General features: G+C 56.0%; 24 protein-coding genes and 1 pseudogene. 14 read left to right on the forward strand and 11 right to left on the reverse strand.

Annotated elements, in window-relative coordinates; all coding sequences use genetic code 11:
- Positions 1 to 29 precede the first annotated feature (29 nt).
- A complete protein-coding gene (locus NWP14_RS03765) occupies positions 30 to 122 on the forward strand; it encodes a KPN_01571 family protein (protein WP_223261803.1) in 93 nt (30 codons plus the stop codon).
- A gap of 33 nt (positions 123 to 155) precedes the next feature.
- Here the strand turns inward: NWP14_RS03765 and NWP14_RS03770 are convergent, their stop codons facing one another.
- Entirely contained in the window at positions 156 to 1,406 is a 1,251-nt protein-coding gene (locus tag NWP14_RS03770) for an MFS transporter (RefSeq protein ID WP_331834292.1), read from the reverse strand.
- Positions 1,407 to 1,524: 118 nt separating this feature from the next.
- Here NWP14_RS03770 and NWP14_RS03775 point away from each other — a divergent pair, with 118 nt between their 5' ends.
- The 3 genes from NWP14_RS03775 to bioD all read left to right on the forward strand — a co-directional run bounded on the left by NWP14_RS03775 (position 1,525) and on the right by bioD (position 4,718).
- Positions 1,525 to 2,427 (forward strand): LysR family transcriptional regulator, encoded by a 903-nt coding sequence (locus NWP14_RS03775; protein ID WP_331834291.1) that lies wholly within the window; start codon positions 1,525 to 1,527, stop codon positions 2,425 to 2,427.
- 124 nt (positions 2,428 to 2,551) lie between these two features.
- Positions 2,552 to 3,772, forward strand: a complete 1,221-nt coding sequence (gene mlc / locus NWP14_RS03780; RefSeq protein WP_095103577.1) for a sugar metabolism global transcriptional regulator Mlc — start codon at positions 2,552 to 2,554, stop codon at positions 3,770 to 3,772.
- Positions 3,773 to 4,022: 250 nt separating this feature from the next.
- A complete protein-coding gene (gene bioD, locus NWP14_RS03785; protein ID WP_095103253.1) occupies positions 4,023 to 4,718 on the forward strand; it encodes a dethiobiotin synthase in 696 nt (231 codons plus the stop codon).
- On the opposite strand, the pseudogene NWP14_RS03790 reads toward bioD, so the two are convergent.
- The 5 genes and pseudogenes from NWP14_RS03790 to NWP14_RS03810 all read right to left on the reverse strand — a co-directional run.
- A pseudogene (locus NWP14_RS03790) lies at positions 4,680 to 4,985 on the reverse strand (chloride channel protein); the annotation flags it as partial. The gene bioD and the pseudogene NWP14_RS03790 overlap by 39 nt on opposite strands.
- An 86-nt stretch (positions 4,986 to 5,071) precedes the next feature.
- Positions 5,072 to 5,680, reverse strand: coding sequence for a Tat proofreading chaperone DmsD (dmsD, locus tag NWP14_RS03795; protein WP_346431433.1), 609 nt, complete (start codon positions 5,678 to 5,680; stop codon positions 5,072 to 5,074).
- A gap of 25 nt (positions 5,681 to 5,705) precedes the next feature.
- On the reverse strand, positions 5,706 to 6,563 hold the full coding sequence (locus tag NWP14_RS03800) for a DmsC/YnfH family molybdoenzyme membrane anchor subunit (protein ID WP_375214796.1): 858 nt from the start codon (positions 6,561 to 6,563) through the stop codon (positions 5,706 to 5,708).
- 11 nt (positions 6,564 to 6,574) lie between these two features.
- Entirely contained in the window at positions 6,575 to 9,010 is a 2,436-nt protein-coding gene (gene ynfE / locus NWP14_RS03805) for a selenate/tellurate reductase subunit YnfE (RefSeq protein ID WP_375214797.1), read from the reverse strand.
- Between the two features lie 147 nt (positions 9,011 to 9,157).
- Entirely contained in the window at positions 9,158 to 9,421 is a 264-nt protein-coding gene (locus tag NWP14_RS03810) for a DUF1161 domain-containing protein (protein ID WP_375215093.1), read from the reverse strand.
- 103 nt (positions 9,422 to 9,524) lie between these two features.
- Between NWP14_RS03810 and NWP14_RS03815 the strand changes: the two genes are divergently transcribed.
- Positions 9,525 to 10,235 (forward strand): YnfC family lipoprotein, encoded by a 711-nt coding sequence (locus tag NWP14_RS03815; protein ID WP_095103260.1) that lies wholly within the window; start codon positions 9,525 to 9,527, stop codon positions 10,233 to 10,235.
- Here the strand turns inward: NWP14_RS03815 and speG are convergent.
- A complete protein-coding gene (speG, locus tag NWP14_RS03820; RefSeq protein WP_375214798.1) occupies positions 10,229 to 10,789 on the reverse strand; it encodes a spermidine N1-acetyltransferase in 561 nt (186 codons plus the stop codon). The two genes, NWP14_RS03815 and speG, sit on opposite strands and share 7 nt — an antisense overlap.
- Before the next feature lie 70 nt (positions 10,790 to 10,859).
- Entirely contained in the window at positions 10,860 to 11,201 is a 342-nt protein-coding gene (locus NWP14_RS03825; RefSeq protein ID WP_095103264.1) for a DUF1283 family protein, read from the reverse strand.
- Between the two features lie 148 nt (positions 11,202 to 11,349).
- Here NWP14_RS03825 and NWP14_RS03830 point away from each other — a divergent pair, with 148 nt between their 5' ends.
- The 7 genes from NWP14_RS03830 (at position 11,350) to NWP14_RS03860 (ending at position 19,637) form a co-directional block, all read left to right on the forward strand.
- Entirely contained in the window at positions 11,350 to 11,676 is a 327-nt protein-coding gene (locus NWP14_RS03830) for a YnfA family protein (RefSeq protein ID WP_290018672.1), read from the forward strand.
- 222 nt (positions 11,677 to 11,898) lie between these two features.
- A complete protein-coding gene (gene manD, locus NWP14_RS03835; RefSeq protein WP_095103268.1) occupies positions 11,899 to 13,113 on the forward strand; it encodes a D-mannonate dehydratase ManD in 1,215 nt (404 codons plus the stop codon).
- 10 nt (positions 13,114 to 13,123) lie between these two features.
- Entirely contained in the window at positions 13,124 to 14,128 is a 1,005-nt protein-coding gene (locus NWP14_RS03840) for a Zn-dependent oxidoreductase (RefSeq protein ID WP_331834284.1), read from the forward strand.
- 51 nt (positions 14,129 to 14,179) lie between these two features.
- On the forward strand, positions 14,180 to 15,556 hold the full coding sequence (locus NWP14_RS03845; protein WP_331834283.1) for an MFS transporter: 1,377 nt from the start codon (positions 14,180 to 14,182) through the stop codon (positions 15,554 to 15,556).
- A gap of 397 nt (positions 15,557 to 15,953) precedes the next feature.
- Positions 15,954 to 17,288, forward strand: coding sequence for an MFS transporter (locus tag NWP14_RS03850; RefSeq protein WP_095103275.1), 1,335 nt, complete (start codon positions 15,954 to 15,956; stop codon positions 17,286 to 17,288).
- Positions 17,289 to 17,449: 161 nt separating this feature from the next.
- On the forward strand, positions 17,450 to 18,913 hold the full coding sequence (locus NWP14_RS03855) for a mannitol dehydrogenase family protein (protein ID WP_331834282.1): 1,464 nt from the start codon (positions 17,450 to 17,452) through the stop codon (positions 18,911 to 18,913).
- Between the two features lie 292 nt (positions 18,914 to 19,205).
- On the forward strand, positions 19,206 to 19,637 hold the full coding sequence (locus NWP14_RS03860; protein WP_041145735.1) for a universal stress protein: 432 nt from the start codon (positions 19,206 to 19,208) through the stop codon (positions 19,635 to 19,637).
- A 53-nt stretch (positions 19,638 to 19,690) separates the two neighbouring features.
- Here NWP14_RS03860 and NWP14_RS03865 read toward each other — a convergent pair whose 3' ends face one another.
- A complete protein-coding gene (locus tag NWP14_RS03865; RefSeq protein ID WP_331834281.1) occupies positions 19,691 to 20,377 on the reverse strand; it encodes a GntR family transcriptional regulator in 687 nt (228 codons plus the stop codon).
- Positions 20,378 to 20,466: 89 nt separating this feature from the next.
- Positions 20,467 to 21,216 (reverse strand): bifunctional NADP-dependent 3-hydroxy acid dehydrogenase/3-hydroxypropionate dehydrogenase YdfG, encoded by a 750-nt coding sequence (ydfG, locus tag NWP14_RS03870; protein WP_375214799.1) that lies wholly within the window; start codon positions 21,214 to 21,216, stop codon positions 20,467 to 20,469.
- Positions 21,217 to 21,410: 194 nt separating this feature from the next.
- Here ydfG and dcp point away from each other — a divergent pair, with 194 nt between their 5' ends.
- Both dcp and NWP14_RS03880 read left to right on the forward strand, forming a co-directional pair.
- Positions 21,411 to 23,456 (forward strand): peptidyl-dipeptidase Dcp, encoded by a 2,046-nt coding sequence (gene dcp, locus NWP14_RS03875; protein WP_375214800.1) that lies wholly within the window; start codon positions 21,411 to 21,413, stop codon positions 23,454 to 23,456.
- 631 nt (positions 23,457 to 24,087) lie between these two features.
- Positions 24,088 to 24,291 carry a hypothetical protein gene (locus NWP14_RS03880; protein WP_095103286.1) on the forward strand — a complete coding sequence of 68 codons (204 nt, stop codon included), beginning with the start codon at positions 24,088 to 24,090 and terminating at the stop codon, positions 24,289 to 24,291.
- A gap of 122 nt (positions 24,292 to 24,413) precedes the next feature.
- On the opposite strand, the gene ydfZ is transcribed toward NWP14_RS03880, so the two are convergent.
- Positions 24,414 to 24,617, reverse strand: coding sequence for a putative selenium delivery protein YdfZ (gene ydfZ, locus NWP14_RS03885; protein ID WP_133599646.1), 204 nt, complete (start codon positions 24,615 to 24,617; stop codon positions 24,414 to 24,416).
- Between the last annotated feature and the right edge of the window lie 193 nt (positions 24,618 to 24,810).

Genomic DNA, 24,810 nt, shown 5'->3' on the forward strand with positions numbered 1-24,810 from the left:
AGAGCCAGGGCCGCTGCTGCGGGGTAAATATGAATCCGTTCACCTTGCTGTTTATCGCACTACTTTCAATCGATGCCGTCAGGGAGCTGCTGGGGGCGTCATCGGTGCTAGGAATGTGGTGAGCAGCGTGGCCGTGAAGGCCACGTGATGACTTGCTATTTGAGACGGTTGTGCAAACAAGCGCCGGTAATGAGTGCTGCCGTTAACATCAGGGCGATAAAGCCGCCAACGCCATTCCAGCCGTAGTTATGCCAGAACACTCCGCCTAAGGTCCCGGCAATACTTGACCCCAGATAATAGCTAAACAGATACAGCGACGATGCCTGCCCGCGGGCGCGTCGGGCGCGTGGGCCAATCCAGCTGCTGGCGACCGAGTGCGCGGCAAAAAAACCGGCCGAAAAGAGCAGCATGCCGCTGAATATCAGCCACAGCGAGGCGAAAAGCGTCAGCAGCAGGCCGCCAAGCATTACTGCGATGGAGAGCAGCATCACCGGGCCGCGCCCGTAGCGGGCGGTCATTGCCCCGGCCTTCGGCGAGCTCCATGTTCCGGTCAAATAGGCGACCGAGAGCAGGCCGACCACCGCCTGATTCAGCGACCACGGCGACATCATCAGACGATAGCCGATGTAGTTAAACAGCGTCACGAAAGACCCCATCAGCAGGAACCCTTCGAGAAAGAGCAGCGGCAGACCGCGATCGCGCCAGTGCAGGCGGAAGTTAATCAGCAAGGATTTTGGCCGCAGCGAGGTCGGGCGGAAATGGCGCGACTCCGGCAAAATTCGCCAGAACATAATGGCTGACGCGAGGGCAAAACAGCCGATCGCCGCCAGCGCTACGCGCCAGCCGAAGAAATCGGTAAACACCCCGGTGAGCAAACGTCCGCTCATCCCGCCAATAGAGTTGCCGCTGATGTACAGCCCCATCGAAAAGGCCACCACGCTGGGGTGGATCTCCTCGCTCAGGTAGGTCATGCCGACGGCCGCTACGCCGCTGAGCGACAGGCCGATCAGCGCGCGCATGATAAGGATCCCGTGCCAGGTGGTCATTACCGTTGACAGCAGGGCGCAGCAGGAAGCCAGTACCAGCGCGGTGACCATCACCTTTTTACGCCCGATGGCGTCGGAGACAGGACCGGTAAACAGCAGCCCGACGGCGAGCATGGCAGTGGAGATCGATAGCGATACGCTGCTGCTGGCCGGGGTGATGCCGAACTCGCTCGACAGCACCGGCAGGATCGGTTGAACGCAATAGAGCAGGGCAAAGGTTGCGAGACCGGCAGAGAAGAGCGCCAGGGTGACGCGCATAAACTGAGGGGTACCGCGTTTGATGAACTGATTTGGCTGGGATACGACATTGTCGATGACCTCGCTTGCCGGCGCGGTGTCAACGGTAGTTGTGCGACTCACGGAAAATCCTTGCTGAGAAACTCGGGGGTTATGTGACCTCACAGATCACATTTTTAGGGTATGAAAATGTAAATATTCTGTCTAATATATTAATAATCTCAAATAAGACGTTTTAAATATGAATATCGAGCTGCGCCACCTGCGCTACTTTATTGCCGTTGCCGAAGAGCTCCACTTTGGTCATGCGGCGGCGCGGCTGAATATCTCTCAGCCGCCGCTCAGTCAGCAGATTCAGATCCTTGAGCAGCAGATCGGCGCCCGGCTTTTTGCCCGCACCAACCGCAGCGTAAGCCTGACGGCGGCGGGAAAACAGTTTCTTGCCGATAGCCGCCAGATCCTCACCCAGGTTGAGGATGCCGCCGCGCGGGCGGGGCGTCTGCACCACGGCGAAACCGGCGAGCTGCATATCGGCTTTACCTCCTCGGCGCCGTTTATTAAGGCCGTCTCCGATACCCTGTCGACCTTTCGCCGCCGCTATCCGGACGTGCACATCCAGACCCGGGAAACCAATACCCGGGAACAGATTGTGCCGCTTAACGAAGGGGCGCTCGACCTGGGGCTGATGCGCAACACCCAGCTGCCAGAAACGCTGGTGTGGCAGTGCATTCTGCGCGAACCGCTGCTGGCAATGGTGCCCAGCGATCATCCCCTGGCGCGCCAGGATGCGGTCAGCCTGGCGGAGCTGGCGCGTCAGCCGTTTGTCTTCTTCGACCCGCACGTGGGCACCGGGCTGTACGACGATATTCTGGGGCTGATGCGCCGCTATGGCTTAACGCCGACGATAGCTCAGGAAGTGGGCGAGGCGATGACGATTATTGGTCTGGTGTCGTCCGGGCTTGGCGTATCCATTCTGCCAGCCTCATTTAAGCGGGTTCAGCTCAATGAAATGCGCTGGCTGCCGATCGTCGAGCAGGATGCTGTTTCCGAAATGTGGCTGGTCTGGTCAAAGCATCGCGAGCAGGGGCAGGCGGCACAGCGCTTCCGGGAACAGCTTCTTCACGCCGCCGTAAGGCATAATTAGGACAAAATCAGCTCAAAATTGTGCAGTAAATCACAAGGCTAAGCAAAAATTTGACGTGCACCGTCGAAGTGCTTCACCATAGCTGAAAGTTTATTTCGAAGCGCGAAAATAAAGGGAGTCAACGGTGGTAGCGGATAGTCAGCCTGGCCATATCGATCAAATAAAGCAGACCAATGCAGGAGCAGTGTATCGCCTGATTGATCAGCTTGGCCCGGTATCGCGCATCGATCTCTCCCGTTTTGCTCAGCTGGCCCCCGCCAGTATTACCAAAATTGTCCGCGAGATGCTGGAAGCGCATCTGGTGCAGGAAACGGAAATCCAGGACCCGGGCAGCCGCGGGCGCCCGGCGGTGGGCCTGATGGTTGAAACCGAGGCCTGGCACTATCTTTCCGTGCGCATCAGCCGGGGAGAGATTCACCTCGCGCTGCGGGACTTAAGCAGCAAGCTGGTGGTCGAAGAGCAGCTCGAGCTGGCGCTGCAGCATGAGCAGCCTTTTCTGACGCGGGTCGTTGAGCATATCGATCGTTTTTTTATCCGCCATCAAAAGAAACTGGAACGCCTGACCGCGATTGCCGTCACCATGCCGGGAATTATCGATACCGAAAATGGCATCATTCATCGGATGCCGTTTTATGATGACGTGAAGGATCTGCCGCTCGGCGAAGTGCTGGCCAACCATACCGGGGTTTCGGTTTATATTCAGCACGATATCAGCGCCTGGACTATGGCGGAATCGCTGTTTGGCGCCTCCAGAGGGGCGAGGGACGTGATTCAGGTGGTTATCGACCACAACGTCGGCGCCGGGGTGATTACCGACGGTCGCCTGCTGCATGCCGGGAGCAGCAGCCTGGTGGAAATAGGTCATACTCAGGTCGACCCTTATGGCAAACGCTGCTACTGCGGCAACCACGGCTGTCTGGAAACCATTGCCAGCGTGGAGAGCGTGCTGGAACTCACCCAGGTGCGGATGACCAAATCGATGAGCTCAATGCTGCACCAGCAGCCGCTGAGCGTTGAGTGGCTCTGTCAGGCCGCGCTGCAGGGGGATTTGCTGGCCCGGGATATTATTAGCGGCGTTGGTCAGCACGTAGGACGGATTCTGGCGATCATGGTTAACCTCTTCAATCCGCAAAAAATTCTTATCGGCTCTCCGTTTAGCCTCGCGGCGGATATTCTGTTTCCGGCTATTTCTGACTGTATTCGTCAACAGTCGCTGCCGGCCTATAGCCGACATATTACCGTCGAAAGCACCCAGTTCTCCAACCGCGGAACCATGGCCGGTGCCGCGCTGGTCAAAGATGCCCTCTATAACGGATCGCTGCTGATACGACTGTTACAGGGTTAACATTTTTTCATAGTCACACTAAAAATTGCGCTATCTCAAGCTGGCATTCATCGGCTTCGCGTAGACTTTTCCCACAGTTTAGTATCCATTTTCTGTATATATCCGCAAAAATCACGCAGCAGGAAGGCCGCCACGCAGGGAATCCCGATCCTTACTCCGGTAAGCGTCCAGGGGGAGCGAGGACGCTAACCGCAATGCCGCCTGAGGGCTGACGGATATATATTTCATCAATATAACTGTGGGGTTAGTGATGTTTAAGCGTTTCTTTATAACAGGTACTGACACTGCCGTCGGGAAGACGGTGGTTTCGCGTGCGCTGCTGCAGGCTCTGGCCGCTGATGGCAAAAGCGTAGCCGGGTATAAACCTGTGGCGAAGGGCAGCAAAGAGACGCCGGACGGATTGCGTAACAAAGACGCGCTGATTTTACAAAGCGTGTCGACGCTGGCGTTACCCTATGATGCTGTCAATCCCATAGCGTTAAGCGAAGATGAAAGTAGCGTGGCGCACAGCGGGCCGATCAACTACGGGCTGCTGACTGACGGCCTGCAGCGCCTGAGCGGTCAGGTTGACCACGTGGTCGTTGAAGGGACCGGCGGCTGGCGCAGCCTGATGAACGATCTGCGTCCGCTTTCCGAATGGGTGGTGCAGGAGCAGCTACCGGTACTGATGGTGGTGGGCATTCAGGAAGGCTGCATCAACCACGCTCTGCTGACCGCCCAGGCCATCGCCAATGACGGCCTGCCGCTTATCGGCTGGGTCGCCAACCGCATTAATCCGGGGCTGGCGCACTACGCTGAAATCATCGACGTATTAAGCAAAAAGCTGCCGGGGCCGCTGATTGGCGAACTGCCCTATCTGCCGCGCCCCGAGCAGCGCGAGCTGAGCCAGTATATTGACCTGGCGCGGCTAGGCGAGGTGATGGCGGTAGATCGAGTCCTGGCGTAGCGTCCGGGAAAGCACCGATGCCAGCACGCTGGCCTTCAACAAACCGGGCAGGAGCGCATATTGCCCGGTCATTTCACAAATCATCAGGGTCGACATAATCGGGGGCATGCGTTGTTGCCGCCAGAAACGTCGCCATTCCAGCCAGACCCAGCATAATTGCCGCTGCAGAGCTATGCCGCCACAGGCCGCTGAAGCTGGCGAACAGCATCCCATTGCCAGCCCGACGAACAGCGTCGGCGTAAACACGCCGCCAGGCGCTTCCGAGCCGCCACCACCGGGGGAGATGGAAAGTTTTTATGTGACGTTGTCACTCATGGGTTGACCATGCCGAGGTCGTCGGCATGGTCATAAGGCTAGCGATACAGCGGTTTATCGGCGACGGCAAGAGTCAGCGCGTTTTGCCACTCCGCCAGCGTTGCCTGGCTTAGCTGACCCAGGGCCTGGTAGAAAGGATGTCCGGCTTCGCTGACGAAAACCGCCAGGAAGCGGCCCGACCAGGGCAGCAGATGCCGGGCCAGCAGCTGCGAAAAGGCCTCGTCCTGCCCGGACTCACATAGCCAGGCGGCCAGCAGCAGAAGGGTGCCGAAACTATCTTCCGGCTCGTTATTCTGCGCGGCGCGGGCGATGCCGTTCAGCCGCATCCACTCCCTGAGCTCCAGCGTCGAGTCGCCAAACAGGACGTTTTCTTTATCCAGCCAGACGGAACCCCACGGCGGCGCCGGCAGGGCCCAGGGGCCGATAAACAGGCGCTGCCACGCCTCGGCTAGCGGCTCGTCGTTTTCTTCAGCGAACCGGGCAACCAGCGTAGCGGGCACCGTATAGGGCCACTGGCTCTGCCAGCTTCCGTCGCGCAGGGCGTTGACCAGCGGGGCGGCCTGCTCGCTCTGCGGGGCAAATGAAAATAGCGCGCCCAGAGTGCGGGCGCTCAGCGCGACGGCGTCGCGGAATGGGGGTTGCATCATGCTCATGTTCCTTACGCGCGAAAAATTAACCGGCAACCGCCGTGCCGACGGTCATATGCAGGCCATAAAACAGCCCGCGGCCAATCAGCTCTCCGGCCAGTACCAGCAGCAGCCCGAGGGATAACCCGCCGATACGCGGGCGGGTGCGTCGGATCAGCGGGCACAGCCAGCAGCCCAGGCCAAGAGCCAGCAGCGCGATGCGCCAGATTTGCCAGCTCCCGTACCCGGGAACCAAGGCGTCGGCGCGCTGCACCGGGCTCTGAATATCGCCGAGGCCAAAACCTTGCAGCACGACGATGGCGATGCTGGCCAGCAGCGCCAGAACGCTCAGCGAGGCGAAGACGCGGCCGTCAAACTCCACGTTGGCGGCGCGCAGCAGCAGCGCGGCAAACAGCGGGCCGCAGAGCAGCATGGTCAGAAAAAAGGCGCAGGTGGTATAGCCATTATACCATGTCGGGACGGTATCAATCTGGTAAACCCGGGTCATCGCAAAGACAAAAACGCCCCCCAGCAGCATGCTCGCGGCCAGCCATATCGTGCTCAACGCGACGGGCATTTTTTGCGTTATTGCCAGCAGCCACCACAGGCCGCCGATGGCAAAGAAGAGCATCCCGCTGGCGATTTCGTTACTCAGCGCCGACTCGCCGAGGCGATTGAGCAAATTGAACGCCCGCAGCGGTGAGCCGAGGTGCAGCGTGGAGGCGAGAAACCCGATCCCCATCAGCAGCCAGATATAAAACATGCTGCGCACCAGGCGCTGCCGGGCCTCGGAGTTATTTTTCAGCGACAGCCAGCCCAGACCGCTCACAATAAGCGCCCCCGCAGCGCATTGCCCCAGCACCGTAAACAGCACCAGCGGCCATTCATGCCATCCGTTTCCCATACTCGTCCTCCTCAGACTTTGGCGATTTCAACCAGGTTGGTGTGCTGCGGATTACCTTTCGCCAGCGGCGACGGACGATGGGTGGTCAGCGTATTAATGCAGGCGCCGCGGTCGATACGATCGCCGAGCATGTTGGCGTCATGCCACGCGCCCTGACCCATTGCCGATACGCCGGGCATAATGCGCGGCGTCACTTTCGCCGGAATGCGCAGCTCGCCGCGCTGGTTAAAGACGCGTACCAGATCGCCGTTTTTAATCCCGCGCGGTTCCGCGTCCAGCGGGTTAATCCACACCTCCTGGCGGCAGGCGGCCTGGAGAATATCGACATTGCCGTAGCTTGAGTGGGTACGTGCCTTATAGTGGAAGCCAAAAAGCTGCAGCGGAAACTGGCTGCGCAGCGGGTCATCCCAGCCTTCAAAGGTGGAGGCGTACACCGGCAGCGGGCTGATGGTTTCATCCGCCGCCAGCTGCCAGCTGGCGGCGATGTCGGCCAGCCGGCTGGAGTAGATCTCAATTTTACCGGAAGGCGTCTTGAGCGGATTGGCGAGCGGGTCGCGGCGGAAATCCCGGTAGGCGACAAAATGTCCTGCGGGATCCTTACGCTTATAGATCCCCATTGCTTTGAGTTCGTCGTAGCCGGGCAGCGCGGGGTCTTTCGCCAGCATCAGGGCGTAAAGGTGCTGCAGCCACTGCTCCTGGGTTCGTCCTTCGGTGAACTTTTGCAGGACATCATCGCCAAGGCGTTTTGCCACTTCGCTGAGGATCCAGTAAATCGGTTTTCGCTCAAACTTCGGCGACGTGGCGGGCTGAATAAAGATCAGGTAGCCCATATTACCGGCGTAATCGTTAGGAATAATGTCCTCCTGCTCGACGGTCATCAGGTCCGGAAGCAGGATATCGGCATACTTAGCCGATGAGGTCATAAAGTTATCAATCACCACGATGGTTTCGCACTTTGTCGCGTCCTGCAGAATCTCGTGGGTCCTGTTGATGTCAGAGTGCTGATTGATGAGGGTATTCCCGGCGTAGTTCCACAGGAACTTGATCGGGACGTCCAGCTTATCCTTCCCGCGTACGCCGTCGCGCAGGGCGGTCATTTCCGGCCCGCGCTCGATGGCGTCGGTCCAGCTGAAGCAGGAGATGGCGGTTTTCACCGGGTTGCTCAGCACCGGCAGGCGCTCGATGGTGATGGTATAGGTTGATTCACGCGCGCCGCTGTTGCCGCCGCTGATTCCGACGTTACCGGTCAGAATGGGCAGCATAGCGATTGCCCTGGCGGCCAGCTCGCCGTTGGCCTGGCGCTGCGGCCCCCAGCCCTGACAAATACAGGCCGGTTTGGTGCTGCCGATTTCTCGCGCCAGCTTGACGATACGATCGACCGGAACGCCGCAAATCAGCGACGCCCAGTGCGGCGTTTTAGCGGTTCCGTCATCACCTTCGCCAAGGATGTAGGCCTTATAATGGCTATTTGCCGGCGCGCCTGCGGGCAGCGTTTTTTCATCGTAGCCCACGCAGCAGGTATCAAGGAACGGCTGGTCGACAAGGTTTTCAGTAATCAGCACCCAGGCGATACCGGCCACCAGCGCCGCATCGGTTCCGGGGCGAATGGGTATCCATTCGTCTTCACGCCCGGCGGCGGTATCGGTATAGCGCGGATCGATAACGATCATTCTGGCGTTGGAGCGCTCGCGGGCCTGTTCGAGATAATAGGTTATCCCGCCGCCGCTCATGCGGGTTTCCGCCGGGTTATTGCCGAACATCACCACCAGCTTGCTGTTCTCGATGTCGGAGGTGCTGTTGCCTTCGTTGGTGCCGTAGGTGTAGGGCATGGCGCAGGCAATTTGGGCGGTACTGTAGGTTCCGTACTGGTTCAACGAGCCGCCGTAGCAGTTCATCAGGCGGGTCACCGGGGAAGCGGAGGGCGACGAGCGGGTCATATTGCCGCCGACGATCCCGGAAGAGTAGTTGATATAGACCGCCTCGTTACCGTACTCCTTAACGATCCGCTGCAGGCTGCTCGCCAGGGAGTCCAGCGCTTCGTCCCAACTGATGCGTGCAAACTTTCCTTCGCCGCGTTTACCGACTCGTTTCATCGGATAGTTCAGGCGGTCAGGGTGGTTGATGCGCCGGCGGATAGAGCGGCCGCGCAGACAGGCACGCACCTGATGATCGCCATAAATATCCTGCCCGGTGTTATCGGTCTCAACCCACACCACTTCGTCATCGCGGACGTGCAGACGCAGGGCGCAGCGGCTGCCGCAGTTAACCGAGCAGGCTCCCCACACCACCCGCTCTTCGCCCTGGGCGGCCTGCTGAACGGCCGCCGCCGCGCCGCGCAGGCTAAACGGAAGCGACAGTCCGCCGGCCGCTAATGCCAGTGAACCGATCGCTGAGGATTTTATTAGGGTACGACGGCTGAGGCCGCCATCATATTCCGGATCAGACATTACTCACTCCCTGATTGTTATTATGATGAAATTCCGCCGGTGGCTTAATTCGTGCGGACGGGAGAGTAATAATACTTATATAGAGGTAGGTGGATATTATCCCTGGTCAACCCAGGGATAATATCCTTCACTTGAAGCAGCGGAGAGCTACTGCGCTTCGCTGTCGGTACCGGCGCCGCGGGTATAGGTAATTTTATAGGCGTCGTTGGCGCAATGTCCGACAACCTGGGTGCCGGGCTGGTCAGGCTGGTCGCTGGGGACAATGCTCAGGCTAAAGCCCGTCGCCGGTACGCCGTTATTGATAATTTTCTGCTGAATATCGTTTTTTACGCGTTCGCAGGAATCCGGTGCGGCAAGCGCTGATGTCGAACCCAGCAGCAGAGCCGCGCATAGCCAGGGTGATATTTTCATCATAAACTCCTTATTAACGTCATCCAGATCTAAGCATAGCAGAACTGGTGTAAACAATTGTATTTGCTAATATGATTGCATATGTACACAGAAGGAACCGGGCGTGAACAAACTGTTTTTACTGGTACTGGCGGCCGTGGCGCTCAGCGCCTGCGACAATAAATCCGCGCCGCAGGCTTTTACGCCTGAAATGGCGAGTTTCTCCAACGAATTTGAATTTGATCCGCTGCGTGGCCCGGTGAAAGATTTCAGCCAGACGCTGCTCGATGAACATGATGAAGTGGTGAAACAGGTCAGCGGACGATTATCCAGCGAGGGCTGCTTCGATCTGCTGGCTTTCCAGGATCGCGAAAACAACACCGGCGCGACGCTGCTGCTTGACGCGAACTACTATCTCGATGCGCAAACGCGGGAAAAGCGCCTGCGTCTGCAGGGTAAGTGTCAGCTTGCCGAAATGCCGTCGGCGGGGATGAGCTGGGAAACGGATGATAATGGCTTCGTGGTGACCGCGCGAGGCAAAGAGACCACGGCCAGCTACCGGTACGATGACGAAGGCTATCCGCTAGGCAAAACCACCACCGCCAAAGATCAGCGCTTTACGGTGGTCTCAACGCCGGCGGCCGATCCGCGTAAAAAGCTGGACTACACGGCGGTGAGCACCTTTAACGATCGTGAGCTTGGCAGCGTGCGGCAGACCTGCGACTACGATGGTCACGACAACCCGGTGAAGTGCGAGCTGCAGGTTGTCGATGAAAGCGTGCAGCCGCCGTTAACGCGCCGCTACACCATCAAAAATAGCATCGAATACTACTGAGCGGTTGGCTTCAGCAGCGTCGGGCCCGGCGTGCGATGTTCGCTAAGATACTGGTGCTGGAACAGGCACATCCGAATGGTATTACGATATTCGCCGTTAATGAAAAACTCGTGAATGAGTTCGCCTTCCACCATAAACCCAAGCTTGCGGTAGATGTGGATCGCTTTTTCATTTTCGCTGTCGACGATGAGGTACAGCTTATAGAGGTTGAGTACCGTAAAGCCGTAGTCCATCGCCAGCTTAGCGGCGCGGGTAGCAAGACCTCGCCCCTGATAATCCGGGGAGATAATAATCTGAAACTCGGCGCGACGGTGGACGTGGTTAATTTCAACCAGCTCGACCAGTCCGGCTTTTTCGCCGTCGCACTCAATCACAAACCGGCGTTCGCTCTGATCGTGAATATGCTTGTCATAGAGGTCCGAGAGCTCGACAAAGGCCTCATACGTCTCTTCAAACCAGTAGCGCATCACGCTGGCGTTGTTATCGAGCTGGTGAACAAAACGGAGATCTTCGCGCTCTAGCGGGCGCAGCTTGACGGTATGAGCGTCAGTCATGGGAGTTCCTGTGCAGCAATGCTGGAGATAATAGTGGATTATGGCGCCCGCAGGCGCCATGCGTGACGGGTTACGGTGCTACCGCGCGGCCGGTGCGGCGATCGAGGCAGCGCAGGGTGTTCGGCTCCCAGTACGCGTTGACGTTCGCGCTTTTCTGGCAGTTATCCTGGGCATCAAAAGCGACGTCGGCCTTATCCCATTCTTTCTCGGTGCGGGTGTTGACCTTATGGCGTAAAGAGCGGGTATCGTTCCACTGCTCTTTTTCCATGGCGGCGTGCTGACGGCTCTGCGCGCTATCGCCGGATTCAATCACCAGCGTGTCAGTTTTGGCAAAAGACGATGCGGTGTAAGCCGCGGCGCTCAGCGCCAGCATGGCGGTCAGGCACCAGCGTTTATTCAGTGTCATTTTCATCACGGTTTCCTTTGAGTGATAAAAAGGGTTAGCCCTTAATATGAGTTTACTACATCTCTTTTCTACGGCATACCCGGCAAAAGGAAGTGGGAGCGGAGCAATTATCGCGTAGAATGGCGCCATTCTCTGCGCTATTTACGTATCTTTAATGCTTAAAACCACGCTGCTCTTTTTTGCGACCGCCCTGTGCGAAATCCTCGGCTGCTATTTACCCTGGCTCTGGCTAAAGCGGGGCGCCACGCCGCTGCTGCTGCTCCCCGCCGGGCTCGCGCTGGTTATGTTCGTCTGGCTGCTGACCCTGCACCCGGCGGCGAGCGGGCGCGTTTACGCCGCCTACGGCGGAGTATATGTCTGCACCGCGCTGCTGTGGCTGCGCTTCGTTGACGGCGTTAAGCTCAGCCATTATGACTGGGCCGGCGCCGTTATTGCGCTGTGCGGAATGCTGATTATCGTCGCCGGGTGGGGCCGCGCCTAGCCCAACCGTCAGCTGCGGCGTAGGGCAAACGCCGCGCCGTTCGCGCGGCATTGTGCCCGTTTCCTCCTCTGTTTTCCGCCTTTCTTTCGCAAATGACCGCCGCGTCACGCCCGGGCATTAATGTGATCGATGACATCTTTTTCGATCATCATACTTGTATGGTAGTAGGTCTGGTGATTTAATTTTATTCACTAACCGCAGAGATGTAAGGAATAAAAAAAGATGAAGATCGTTGCCGCTGAAGTTTTCGTCACCTGTCCCGGACGTAACTTTGTTACGCTAAAAATTACGACCGATGACGGGATCGTCGGGCTGGGGGATGCCACCTTAAACGGCCGTGAGCTGTCCGTCGCATCGTACCTGCAGGATCACCTCTGCCCGCAGCTTATCGGCCGCGATGCCCAGCGTATCGAAGATATCTGGCAGTTCTTCTACAAGGGAGCCTACTGGCGCCGCGGCCCGGTGACCATGTCGGCCATCTCCGCCGTCGATATGGCCCTGTGGGATATTAAAGCGAAGGCGGCGGGGATGCCGCTGTATCAGCTGCTGGGCGGGGCATCCCGTGAAGGGGTAATGGTTTACTGCCACACCACGGGCCACTCCATTGACGAAGTGCTGGATGATTATGCCCGCCACAAAGAGATGGGCTTTAAGGCCATCCGCGTGCAGTGCGGTATTCCGGGAATGAAGACCACCTACGGGATGGCAAAAGGTAAAGGGCAGGCCTACGAGCCGGCGACCAAGGGCCTGTGGCCGGAAGAGCAGCTGTGGTCGACGGAGAAGTATCTTGATTTTACCCCGCAGCTGTTCGCCGCCGTGCGCGAAAGATTTGGCTTCAATGAACACCTGTTACATGACATGCACCATCGCCTGACGCCGATCGAAGCCGCGCGCTTTGGCAAGAGCATCGAGGAGTATCGCCTGTTCTGGATGGAGGACCCGACTCCGGCAGAAAACCAGGAGTGCTTCCGCCTGATCCGCCAGCATACCGTGACGCCCATTGCGGTGGGGGAAGTCTTTAACAGCATCTGGGACTGCAAGCAGCTGATAGAGGAGCAGCTGATTGATTATATCCGTACCACCGTGACCCACGCCGGCGGGATCACCGGCATGCGCCGTATCGCCGATTTTGCTTCACTCTATCAGGTGCGCACCGGCTCCCACGGGCCGTCCGACCTGTCGCCAGTCTGTATGGCGGCGGCGCTGCACTTCGACCTGTGGGTACCGAACTTTGGCGTGCAGGAGTACATGGGCTACTCCGAACAGATGCTCGACGTTTTCCCTCATAGCTGGACGTTCGACAGTGGCTATATGCACCCAGGGGAAAAGCCGGGGCTGGGAATTGAGTTTGACGAGAAGCTGGCGGCGAAATATCCCTACGATCCGGCCTGCCTGCCGGTTGCCCGGTTAGAAGACGGCACATTGTGGAACTGGTAAGGAGAATAAAATGAAAAGTATCGTTATTCGCCAGCCAAATGAGCTGGTTATCGAAGAGCGCACGCTTCCACAGCCTGCCGCAGGGGAAGTTCGGGTCAAGGTGCAGCTGGCGGGAATATGCGGTTCGGATAGCCATATCTATCGCGGCCACAACCCCTTTGCAAAATACCCGCGCGTTATCGGCCATGAGTTTTTCGGCATTATCGATGCCGTCGGCGCCGATGTGGCGGATAAAGCCATAGGTCAGCGGGTGTGCGTGGACCCGGTTATCAGCTGCGGACACTGCTATCCCTGCTCGGTAGGCAAACCGAACGTCTGCACCTCTTTGGTGGTGCTCGGCGTGCATCGGGACGGCGGCTTCAGCGAGTATGCGGTGGTGCCGGCGAAAAACGCCTGGCGGGTGCCGGACAGCGTTCCGGACAGGCATGCGGTGATGGTTGAACCCTTCACTATCGCCGCCAACGTGACCGGGCAAGTGACGCCGACCGGGCAGGATGTGGCGCTGGTTTACGGCGCCGGCCCGATGGGCTTAACCACCATCCAGGTACTCAAGCAGGTGTACAAAGTCGGCCAGGTCATTGTGGTTGACCGAATCGAAGAGCGTTTGCAGATGGCAAAACGCAACGGCGCGGACCGCGCGATCAATAACGGCGAAGCGTCATTAGCTGAGGTATTACAGGTGAAGCCAACGCTGATTATCGACGCCGCCTGCCACCCGACAATTCTCCAGGAGGCGGTTACGCTGGCGTCGCCGGCGGCCAGAATTGTCCTGATGGGGTTCTCCACTGAACCGTCCCAGGTGGCGCAACAGGGTATTACCGGTAAAGAGCTGTCGATATTTTCCTCGCGGCTTAACGCCAATAAATTCCCGGTTGTTCTGCAATGGCTGGAGCAGGGGCTCATTAATCCAGAGATGTTAATTACCCATGCCTTTGACTATCAACAGGTCGCTGAGGCAATTGAGCTATTTGAAAATGACAGGAAGAGCTGCTGTAAGGTTTTATTAACCTTCTGACACTCAATACAACGCCAGACTCTATATCCTACACAATTAGAGATTATAAAGATGACGACAGTAAAGAATGAGAGAACAACCTCCGATCTCATCCGCGCGGCTGTATCCGGCTGGTTAGGCACCGCGCTGGAGTTTATGGATTTCCAGCTTTACTCTTTAGGCGCCGCGCTGGTATTCCATGAAATATTCTTCCCCGAGCAATCCGCGGCGATGGCGCTGATTTTAGCGATGGGGACCTACGGCGCAGGATATGTTGCCCGCATCGTCGGGGCGTTTATTTTCGGCAAAATGGGCGATAGCATCGGCCGGAAGAAAGTGCTTTTTATTACGATCACCATGATGGGCATATGTACGACGCTAATCGGCGTTTTGCCGACCTATGCCCAGGTGGGGATCCTGGCACCGGTGCTGCTGGTTACCCTGCGCGTGATTCAGGGGCTGGGGGCCGGAGCGGAAATATCCGGGGCCGGCACGATGCTGGCAGAATATGCGCCGAAAGGTAAGCGCGGGATTATCTCCTCGCTGGTGGCGATGGGAACCAACTGCGGCACCCTCAGCGCCACGGCTATCTGGGCGGTGATGTTCTTCCTGCTCGACCGTGAGCAGCTGGTGGCGTGGGGCTGGCGCGTTCCGTTCCTTGCCAGCGTGGTGGTGATGATCTTCGCCATCTGGCTGCGTTTAAACCTCAAAGAAAGCCCGGTATTCGAAAAAGTCGCCGAGGGCGGCAGCCGGCAGAGCGCCGCCAGCATCCAGGAGAATACCTTCGGCGCGATGCTGAAGAGTAAATCGTTCTGGCTGGCAACGGGCCTGCGCTTCGGCCAGGCGGGCAACTCGGGGCTGATTCAAACCTTTCTTGCGGGCTATCTGGTGCAAACCCTGCTGTTTGATAAAGCGATCCCAACAGATGCGTTAATGATTAGTTCGGTGATTGGTTTTATCACGATTCCGCTGCTGGGCTGGCTTTCAGATAAGGTAGGGCGGCGCATTCCATATATTATCGTGAATATCTCCGCGATTATTTTAGCCTATCCGATGCTGGCGATTATCATGGATAAAAGCCACAGCGTGAGCACCATTATGGCCTCGTTGGTTGTGATCCATAACGTGGCGGTGCTGGGTCTGTTTGCGCTCGAAAATATTACGATGGCCGAGCTGTTTGGATCGCGTAATCGCTTCACCAGAATGGCTATCTCAAAAGAGATGGGGGGACTGGTTGCCGTTGGCTTCGGCCCGGTGCTGGCGGGTATTTTCTGTAATATGACCGACTCGTGGCTGCCCATCGTGGTGATGCTGGTGAGTTATTCGGTTATCGGCCTGCTTGCCGCATCCCTGATGCCGGAAGTACGCGACCGCGATCTGAGCCTGGCTAACGATGCGGCTGATACTGCCCTGTTGCGTGAAGAACAGAAATCCGGTCAGTATATTTAAAAACAGAGTCAGGCTCCGCGCCATTATCATCTCTGTTTATATCTGAAATGTATTTATTGATATTAAAAATGGCCTCCCGGTCGTAGAACGCACTTCGCCTAAGGCTAATTTGACCTGTGGGTACCGAACTTTGGCTTCCGGGAGTACAAGCGCTATTCCGAACAGATGCTCGACGTTTTTTCCCGTAGTTAAACCTTAGATAATGGCTGTACGCACCTTAGTGACATCCGGGCTGAGTAATAAGTTTGACGAGTGCTGAGGGAAAAATACCCGTCCGACCCGGACTGTCTACCGATTACCCGGATAGGAGACGGCACCCTGGGAAACGGGTAAGCATAATGTGTACGCACGAAAGATGTTGATTAACCCAATACCCTATAAAAGGTAAAAAAAACCTATGGTTAGTTCAGTCGAAGTTAAAAGTGGTGCAGGTAATAAAACTATTATTCGCCGAGTAGCCAGTGCATCTGCAATTGGGACCGCTGCAGAATATTATGACTTTTTTGCATACGGAACGGCAGCGGTACTCTTTTTTGGACATCTATTTTTCCCAAGTGACGATCCTTTAATTAGTACTCTTGCTGCTTTTGCAACATATGCAGTTGGTTTCTTAGCGCGGCCATTAGGTGGAATTGTTTTTGGTCATATCGGCGATAAGGTTGGCCGTAAAAAAGCGCTGGTGATTACAATATTAATTGTAGGGTTAGGTACGTTTTGTATTGGGCTGTTACCGACGTATGAAAAAATTGGTATTTGGGCTCCAGCATTGCTTATCTTTATTCGTGTGTTACAAGGCTTTGGTGTTGGCGGTGAGCAGGCCGGTGCGGTATTGATGACAGCTGAATATTCTGAACCAAAGCATCGTGGATTCTTCTCCAGTTGGGTTCAAATCGGTGCACCAGTTGGTTTTCTGCTTCCATTAGCTCTGTTTGCTTTATTGAATGCCACGCTCTCTCCAGAGGCGATGATGGACTACGGGTGGCGTATACCGTTCCTGTTAAGTCTGCTACTGGTTATTGTAGGGTTGTTTATTCGTTTAAAAATTGATGAATCGCCAGTGTTCGCTCAAATTCGTGAGACCAAGGCTGAAGAATCTCGCCCATTGGTTGAAGTTATTCGTGATTTCCCCGGAATTGTTGTAAAGGGAGTGTGCGCAAAATTGATCGAAGCGTGTACATTTGCGATGTTTACAGTCATTGTTTTGGCCTATGGTAAGGCAAATAATCTCGATGCTAATATTTTGATGGAAGCAATGATTGTTGCTGTAATAATAGAAATTATTGCAATACCGCTGATGGGATCGCTATGTGATAAAATCGGGCGCAAACCAGTTTATATTATTGGGGCGTTGATTCAAGTTATTATGATTGTTCCATTCTTCCTTGCTATTAATCAGGATAGTTTCTGGCTTACTCAGTTAGTGATGATTTTGGTTCTGAGCGTAGGGCACAGTATGTGTTATGCCCCACAGGCATCATATTTCCCTGAACTGTTCCCGACCCATATTCGTTGTAGCGGTATTGCATTGATTTGGCAGATGGGATCTCTTATTGGTAGCGGGATCCTTGGCCTGGTGGCGGTGAAGATTCTGCAAGTTACAGGTGGCCATTATTACGGACTTGCAACCTACGTCATTGTTTTGGGTGTTATCTCAATAATTGGCTTGCTGATGATGCCAGAAACTGCACCACAGCGGCTCAAGCGTGAATACCAGCAGTGGCAAAAACACTAACAATCCCTGGCGGCTTCAATGCCGCCAAAACCTCTCCGTGTGGTACATAACTTCAAAATGATGTCATACCAATACTGCAAAACTTAATTCAAATCAAAACATACAACCATACAGGCGTTACTCTGAGACAGTCCTGATTTCATTTATAAGTAGGTTATATAATGCAAAACAAGCTATTGGCGGCAAAGGCTGCACTTCCTGACTACGATCGTACAAAACTGATTTCCCGTATTGTGCACCTCGGTTTCGGCGCCTTTCACCGCGCGCACCAGGCGGTTTATGCCGATATTCTGGCCGCGGAACATGGCAGCGACTGGGGATACACCGAAGTAAACCTGATTGGCGGCGAGCAGCAAATTGCCGATTTGCAACAGCAGGACCTGCTGTATACCGTCGCCGAAATGTCGGCGGATGCCTGGACGGCGCGGGTGGTTGGCGTCGTTAAGCAGGCGATGCACGCCCAGGTCGAGGGGCTGGAAAGCGTGCTGGCAAAAATGTGTGAGCCGCAGGTGGCGATTGTTTCGCTGACCATCACGGAAAAGGGCTACTGTCATTCGCCGGCCACCGGTGAGCTGCAGCTGGATCATCCGCTGATTGTCGCCGATGTCCAAAACCCGCATCAGCCGAAGTCTGCGCCCGGCGTTATCGTGGAAGCGCTGGCGCGTCGTAAAGCCGCCGGTTTACCGGCATTCAGCGTGATGTCCTGCGACAATATGCCGGAAAACGGCCACGTATTGCGCAACGTCGTCTGCGCCCTGGCGCGGGCGATTGATGGCGAGCTTGCCGACTGGATCGCCGCTAACGTGACCTTCCCGTCAACGATGGTCGATCGTATTGTTCCTGCGGTGACCCCAGCGACCCTGGATAAAATCGAACAGCTGACCGGCGTGCGCGATCCGGCCGGCGTCGCCTGCGAACCGTTCCGCCAGTGGGTGATTGAAGATAATTTCGTCGCCGGTCGCCCGGAATGGGAAAAGGCCGGCGCGGAGCTGGTGGCGGATGTTGTGCCGTTTGAAGAGATGAAGCTGCGCATGCTCAACGGCAGCCACTCTTTCCTTGCCTACCTCGGCTACCTGGCCGGATATCAGCACATTAACGACTGTATGCAGGACCAAAACTATCGTCGCGCCGCCCGCAGCCTGATGCTGGACGAACAGGCGCCGACGCTGAAAGTGCAGGGCGTTGACCTGGCTCGCTACGCCGGGCTGCTGATCGATCGTTATAGCAATCCGGCGCTTCAGCACCGGACGTGGCAGATTGCGATGGACGGTAGCCAGAAGCTGCCGCAGAGGATGCTGGATTCGGTACGCTGGCATCTGGCGCAGCAGAGCGACTTTAGCCTGCTGGCGCTGGGCGTGGCCGGCTGGATGCGCTACGTCAGCGGCGTCGACGACCGGGGAGAGGCGATTGAGATTTGCGACCCGCTGCTGCCGGTGATCCAGCAGGCCGTGCGCGAGAGCGCCGATGGCGAAGCGCGGGTGAACGCGCTGCTCGGCATCGAGGCGATTTTCGGCGCCAGCCTGGCGCAGGATGCGCGCTTTGTCGACGCGGTGACTCAGGCCTATCTTTCGCTGCAGCGTCAGGGAGCTAAAGCGACCGTTGCGGCCTGGGCGCTGGCGCAGTAACCGCTCTTCAATGCCGCCGGCTCCGGCGGCATTAACGCTGCTACGGGTAATAGAGCCGGCCGGCGCCTCTTACCCGTACGTAATTCTGCCGATCTTCACTCTTTCTGCAATAAATATGATCGAGACCATTGAATATACATAACTATAGCTATCCATAACTAAATAAATATAATTTGCATCTGTTTTAATGGATTAAATATTTATTCGGCGGATTGTTTGTTCTCCATTTAGGATAGTTATGTCATAGTGAGGCTACTGAAATACACTTCCTCGGGAAAAAGGAGAGCGGGCTATGTACAAAAAAATTTTATTGCCTGTAGATGTTTTTGAAATGGATTTAAGCGATAAGGCCGTACGTCACGCTGAATTTTTAGCATCAGCGGAAAACGGCGAAATTACGTTATTAAACGTTCTGCCAAACAGCAGTCGCTCTATTTTGCGCGGTTTTGCGGCAGATATTCATAAATTCGAAGCGTTTATGAAAGAGGAGTCTGAGAAGAAAATGAAGACCTTGTCGCGTCTTTTTTCAATTCCGCCAGAGCGTCTTCATACCCGGGTCGTGTTTGGCAACGTGCGTGATGAAATATTAGCTATCAGCAATAGCGATGAGTATGACGTGATTGTTGTCGGCTCGCGCAAGCCGGGTATTTCCACCCATCTGCTGGGCTCTAACGCCGAGTCTATTTTACGCTACGCTAAAATACCGGTGCTGGTGGTTCGATAACGGCGCCGATCTGCATCTGTAGCGGCAGGAGAGAGCGCCTGCCGCTGGTTCAACTACTCTTCGCTAAACCAGTCACGGTTTTCCTGGCGAATTAATAATACGGATTCGCTAATTTCATGCAGATGCAGATTCATCGCTGCGTCTACCGCATCCGCATCGCGATTTTCCAGCGCCTGAAAAATTTGGTGATGCTGACGTAGCAGCATTTCCGGCGAGCTGATGTGATCGAGACTCATATAACGCACCCGGTCAATCGTCGCCTTAATATTCTCAACGGTGTCCCAGGCAAGCTGGCAGTCGGCTATGAGAGACAGCTTCTGATGAAATTCATCATCCAGCTGGAAGAAATCATTAAGCTGCTGGCGCTCAACCGCCGTGCGCTGCTGGTTAAGATTTTGCTCAAGCTGATAAATTTGCTCGCTGTTCACCATTCCCGCCGCCCGACGAACTACCGCGCACTCGATAGCCTGGCGCACGAAGCAGCCGTTGCGGACCTGAGAAAGGGATATTTTATTCACGTAGCTGCCGCGCTGGGGGCGAATTTGGATCAGACCATTTTCCGCCAGCTTAATAAACGCCTCGCGCACCGGCTGACGGGAAACGTCAAAGCGCACGGAGACTTCCTTTTCAGACAGCGGCGTGCCGGGTGGGATCAGACAATGGACGATATCCCGGCGAAGGATCCGATAAATTTGCTGATTTACAGGCTGTGTTGGATTGAGCTGTGATTCTGCGGCCATTGATGATTACTTTTTAATGGATTATGTGCGCTATTTTACGCGTTTTTTGCCTTTGCGCCCATACCCGGCCCGCAGGCCGGGCAACGGGATTAGCCCTGGCGGTGTACGCTGAGGCCGGCGAAGCTTTGGCTGACCGGCATCATTTCCAGCGTGTTGATATTGACGTGCTGGGGCAGGTTGGCGACCCACCACACGGCTTCCGTCACGTCATCCGGCGTCAGCGCCTGGGTATTTTCATAGGCTTTACCGGCTTTGGCGTCGTCGCCTTTAAAGCGGACGTTGGAAAACTCGGTCCCGCCCACCAGCCCAGGCTCGATGTCGGTTACGCGAATCGCCGTGCCGAGCAGGTCGGTACGCAGGTTGAGGCTAAACTGGCGAACGAAGGCCTTGGTCGCCCCGTAGACGTTACCGCCCGCATAGGGCCAACGGCCTGCGGTTGAACCGATATTGATAATATGACCGCGGTTGCGCTCAACCATTCCCGGCAGCACGGCGCGGGTCATATAGACCAGCCCTTTGTTGTTGGTATCGATCATATCTTCCCAGTCCTCAACGCTGGCCTTGTGCGCAGGCTCCAGCCCCAGCGCCAGACCAGCGTTATTGACCAGCACGTCGATGGCCTGCCATTCCGCGGGCAGACCGGCGATCATCTCTTCGATGGCCGCGCGATTACGCACGTCGAGCCGGGCGGTGTAAATGCCGTCGCCGAGCTCATCTTTCAGCGTTTGCAGACGTTCGTCACGACGTCCGGTGGCGATCACTTTATGACCATTCGCGACAAAGCGGCGGGTCATGCTTTCACCAAAACCTGCTGTTGCTCCGGTAACCAGGATAATCATCTTACTGTTCCTCAACGCTTTTGTGTCGTCATACCATAGCATGCGTTAACGAGGACCGGTAACGGAAATCATTGCGCCTGATGCGGTTAGCGACGATGAAAAATGAGGCGCGGCCAGGCGCTTCCGCGATAAATGATTGCGGTCAATCAATGAGTTGCCTAATCTAACCTGATGCCCGCTGCCTGGAGATAATAATGTCGGAAAATAACCCCTTTTTAAGCGTCAGCCTGCTGCCTTATCAGGCGCCGCATTTCGATCTGATCAAGGATGAACACTACCGTCCGGCCTTCGATGAAGGGATGCGGCGCCAGCGCGAAGAGATTGCCGCGATAGTGAATAATCCGGCGCCCGCGGATTTTGCCAATACGCTGGTGGCGCTGGAGCTGAGCGGACAGCTGCTGTCGCGCGTGACCCGGGTCTTTTTTGCGATGGCCGGGGCGCATACCAATCCGCTTCTGCAGCAGCTTGACGAGCAGTTTTCCGCCGAGCTTGCGCAGGCAGGCAACGATATCTGGCTTAACACGGCGCTGTTTGAACGCGTGAAACGCGTGTGGGAGGAGCGCGATAATCTGCGCATTGATGCAGAATCCCGGCGCCTGCTCGAGGTCACCTGGCAGCGGTTTATGCTGGCGGGGGCGCGGTTAGCGGAGGAGCAAAAATCGGTGCTGCGGGGGCTGAATACCCAGGCCGCAGCGCTACAGAGCCAGTTCCAGCAGCGGCTCCTGAGCGCGGCAAAATCCGGCGGGCTGGTGATTGATTATCTGCACCAGCTGGACGGGCTCAGCGCGGAGGAGATTAGCGAGGCCGCAAACGCGGCTGCTGAAAAGGGCCTCCGCGATTGCTGGCTGCTGCCGCTGCTCAACACCACCCAGCAGCCGGCGCTGCTCTCACTGCGCAGTCGCCAGACCCGTGAGAACCTCTTTGCCGCAGGCTGGACGCGCAATCAGAAGGGGGATGCTAACGATACCCGCGAACTGCTGCTGCGGCTGGTGGCGATCCGGGCGCAGAAAGCGGAGCTGCTGGGGGCCGCTGACTATGCCAGCTGGTCAATGGCCGATCAGATGGCGGGCGCGCCCGAGCAGGCCTTGGCGTTTATGCGCCGAATTGCTCCGGCGGCGCGCGCCAGAGCGGAGCAGGAGCTGGCGGATATTCAGCAGGTTATTGATGATGAAGGCGAGAATTTCACCGCCGCCGCCTGGGACTGGCCCTATTATGCCGAACAGGTGCGGCGCGCCAGGTTTGCTATCGATGAGGCGCAGCTCAGGCCCTATTTTGCCCTCGATCGCGTGCTGCAGGATGGCGTATTCTGGGCCGCATCGCAGCTGTTTGGTCTGCGCTTCGTCGAGCGTTTCGATATTCCGCTCTATCATCCGGATGTGCGGGTGTGGGAAATTTTCGACGCTAACGGCGCCGGTATTGCGCTATTTTACGGCGACTATTACGCGCGAGATTCGAAAAGCGGCGGCGCGTGGATGGACGTATTCGTTGAGCAATCCACGCTGCTGAAGCAGCAGCCGGTTATCTACAACGTCTGTAACTATCAAAAGCCCGCTGCGGGCCACAGCGCGCTCCTGTCGTGGGATGAAACCATCACCTTATTCCACGAATTCGGCCACGCGCTGCACGGGCTGTTCGCCAGCCAGCGCTATGCCAGCCTGTCGGGAACCAATACGCCGCGTGATTTTGTCGAGTTTCCGTCGCAAATCTTTGAGCACTGGGCCAGCGAGCCGCAGGTATTCGCCCACTACGCGCGCCATTATCAAACCGGCGAAGCGATGCCCGACGCGCTGCGTGAGAGCATGTACCGTGCGGCGAAGTTTAACAAAGGCTACGACATGAGCGAACTGCTGGCGGCGGCGATGCTGGATATGCACTGGCATAGCCTGTCGTCGGCGAACGTCCCGCAGGATGTTGATGTGTTTGAGGCTGCGGCCCTGGGCGCGGAGCGTTGCGATCTTGCCGCCGTACCGCCGCGCTATCGCAGCAGCTTCTTTTCACATATTTTCGGCGGCGGCTACGCCGCGGGCTATTACGCCTATCTGTGGACGCAGATGCTGGCGGACGACGGCTATCAGTGGTTTGTTGAGCAGGGCGGCCTGACCCGCGAAAACGGCCAGCGCTTCCGCGAGGCTATTCTGTCGCGCGGCAACAGCACTGATTTAGCTGAACTGTATCGCCAGTGGCGCGGGCACGATCCAAAGATTGAACCGATGCTGGCGAATCGCGGGTTGAGTGCCTAGGGCCACCGGGAATCCTTCAACCGTCCATCATTGCACTGTTAAGGTGCAATGATGCGCACCCCGACCCGTTCGCAGATCGTCAAGGGAACGCAGTAAGTCAATTCATCGCTCCAAACCCCGCAGCCATTCTCTGGGGGGTTATTGTCTAAATGACGTACGGAGCCATCTTATCGGCAGGGCGAAAAACAGGATTGTTCTAGCCCCATTTCTCTGTGGGCGGGGCGTTGAGTTTTTCTTTCATATATTCGTATAACTCTGCGTTTTCCGCCCAGCGGAGCAGCGTCTGCTCATCGATATCTATTCGATTCGGATGTAGTCCCACGTACCGAAAGTAGCTGCTGTTGTTTGCATATGCAGGCGGCGGGGGGCCAAGCGGGTCGCACCAACATAGTCGCCCCAGTTTCAGCAACGTCATTAGCCCTTGTTCGCTCGGGGAAATTTTCCGAAACATCATCACCTCCTGCCATTTGCATCTTAGTAAGAGGTGATTTTGCAAAATACTTGCCATATTCAGAGTGGCGCTACAGGGCGACAATGAGTTTATTTGAATACGGGAATGAGGGCATAAATTTCGATCCCTCTAATAATACGCCATGTTATCCTGCTAAAAGACCGCAGGAGGTGTGTGGTTATGTTAAAAGAAAATGTGTTTTTTATGCGAATGCGACCTCAAATTATTAACGTGATAGGGACTGCGGTAGTGCAGCTAGTGGAGGAAAAGGCCGATATATCGAAGGAATCTATCGCCGAGAAGATTAAGGGGACGTGGCAGGAAGATGATATAGGTTTAGCGGTGGAGTTAGCGGTTTATATGCTGACCATCTCGAAAAGGTAGAAGGAGGGGGGAATGCGCGTCGGTTAGCCTAAGCCTTGCCTGTGGGAAGAATACGATGATGGGTAGAGACTTTAATTAAATCTGTTTGATTCATGAATGCCGCCGCAGCGGCATTCTTATCGTTAGTGGAAACCGAGGCGAATCAGTTCAACGGGTTCAAACTGGCCTTCACAGCCTTCCACTTCGACGGTTTTACCGCGGCGCAACTGGGCTGGAGTTAACCCATTAGAATGTATGGCAACGATCTTACCTGTTCTACGAGTCCCATTAATCATAACCCGGCTGCCATTGGTAATAGGGTTACGATTACGATCATAAGTGATCATGGTTATTTCTCCTCTTAATGTCTGGGTATAAAAAATCCGCTTAACAATCAGGTCCGTAGTTAACAAGCGGATGTAATACAAATACACCTTTGACATAAATATTTTTTGTTTTTGATCAATGTCACACTTTTTTCTCCGTTTCCCGGTGAGTGGCTTGACCTGCCGGTGACCCGTGCGCCCAGCGTATGACGGC

Source organism: Klebsiella sp. C349492, from assembly GCF_042055345.1.
In the GTDB taxonomy this organism is placed as follows: domain Bacteria; phylum Pseudomonadota; class Gammaproteobacteria; order Enterobacterales; family Enterobacteriaceae; genus Klebsiella; species Klebsiella scottii.

Coding starts and splice junctions, on each gene's coding strand:
- NWP14_RS03765 (WP_223261803.1), top strand. CDS start 30: ATGAATCCGTTCACCTTGCTGTTTATCGCACTACTTTCAATCGATGCC.
- NWP14_RS03775 (WP_331834291.1), top strand. CDS start 1,525: ATGAATATCGAGCTGCGCCACCTGCGCTACTTTATTGCCGTTGCCGAA.
- bioD (WP_095103253.1), top strand. CDS start 4,023: ATGTTTAAGCGTTTCTTTATAACAGGTACTGACACTGCCGTCGGGAAG.
- dmsD (WP_346431433.1), bottom strand. CDS start 5,680: ATGATGCAACCCCCATTCCGCGACGCCGTCGCGCTGAGCGCCCGCACT.
- NWP14_RS03800 (WP_375214796.1), bottom strand. CDS start 6,563: ATGGGAAACGGATGGCATGAATGGCCGCTGGTGCTGTTTACGGTGCTG.
- ynfE (WP_375214797.1), bottom strand. CDS start 9,010: ATGTCTGATCCGGAATATGATGGCGGCCTCAGCCGTCGTACCCTAATA.
- NWP14_RS03810 (WP_375215093.1), bottom strand. CDS start 9,421: ATGAAAATATCACCCTGGCTATGCGCGGCTCTGCTGCTGGGTTCGACA.
- speG (WP_375214798.1), bottom strand. CDS start 10,789: ATGACTGACGCTCATACCGTCAAGCTGCGCCCGCTAGAGCGCGAAGAT.
- NWP14_RS03825 (WP_095103264.1), bottom strand. CDS start 11,201: ATGAAAATGACACTGAATAAACGCTGGTGCCTGACCGCCATGCTGGCG.
- NWP14_RS03830 (WP_290018672.1), top strand. CDS start 11,350: ATGCTTAAAACCACGCTGCTCTTTTTTGCGACCGCCCTGTGCGAAATC.
- manD (WP_095103268.1), top strand. CDS start 11,899: ATGAAGATCGTTGCCGCTGAAGTTTTCGTCACCTGTCCCGGACGTAAC.
- NWP14_RS03840 (WP_331834284.1), top strand. CDS start 13,124: ATGAAAAGTATCGTTATTCGCCAGCCAAATGAGCTGGTTATCGAAGAG.
- NWP14_RS03845 (WP_331834283.1), top strand. CDS start 14,180: ATGACGACAGTAAAGAATGAGAGAACAACCTCCGATCTCATCCGCGCG.
- NWP14_RS03850 (WP_095103275.1), top strand. CDS start 15,954: ATGGTTAGTTCAGTCGAAGTTAAAAGTGGTGCAGGTAATAAAACTATT.
- NWP14_RS03855 (WP_331834282.1), top strand. CDS start 17,450: ATGCAAAACAAGCTATTGGCGGCAAAGGCTGCACTTCCTGACTACGAT.
- NWP14_RS03860 (WP_041145735.1), top strand. CDS start 19,206: ATGTACAAAAAAATTTTATTGCCTGTAGATGTTTTTGAAATGGATTTA.
- NWP14_RS03865 (WP_331834281.1), bottom strand. CDS start 20,377: ATGGCCGCAGAATCACAGCTCAATCCAACACAGCCTGTAAATCAGCAA.
- ydfG (WP_375214799.1), bottom strand. CDS start 21,216: ATGATTATCCTGGTTACCGGAGCAACAGCAGGTTTTGGTGAAAGCATG.
- dcp (WP_375214800.1), top strand. CDS start 21,411: ATGTCGGAAAATAACCCCTTTTTAAGCGTCAGCCTGCTGCCTTATCAG.
- NWP14_RS03880 (WP_095103286.1), top strand. CDS start 24,088: ATGTTAAAAGAAAATGTGTTTTTTATGCGAATGCGACCTCAAATTATT.
- ydfZ (WP_133599646.1), bottom strand. CDS start 24,617: ATGATCACTTATGATCGTAATCGTAACCCTATTACCAATGGCAGCCGG.